This window comes from Legionella navarrensis (assembly GCF_052527415.1).
This window is the reverse complement of record NZ_JBNVZR010000067.1, coordinates 1-273: the sequence shown is the minus strand read 5'-3', so window position 1 is coordinate 273 and position 273 is coordinate 1. Positions and strand designations below refer to the sequence as shown.

Below are 273 nucleotides of genomic sequence, written 5' to 3'. Positions count from 1 at the left end.
GCTGGCAGTGCGCATTTTATCCAATGGTATAAGAAGCACAGCAAGGATGTCGCCCGCAGTCATCCTGTGCCTGACTATCTCAGCGCCAAACAAATGGAAGAAGAGTTGCGTATTATAACGGGGTACAGCAATTCTGATTACAAGGCTCTGAGCGCGAAACAATCGCTGGTGAATGCCGAAGACCGGGAGCGTTGCATCCAGATCTGCGAACTTTACCGTTCGATCTGCCTTGACGAGGGCGTGATTAATCCGGATTTTATCGAGACACGGTTT

The 273-nt window shown here is 49.8% G+C and carries 1 protein-coding gene; it reads left to right on the top strand.

What is annotated here, in order from left to right:
- Positions 1-273, top strand: a 273-nt coding sequence (locus ACQUTA_RS13140) for a hypothetical protein (RefSeq protein WP_444988718.1), incomplete at both ends; no start/stop codon positions are given.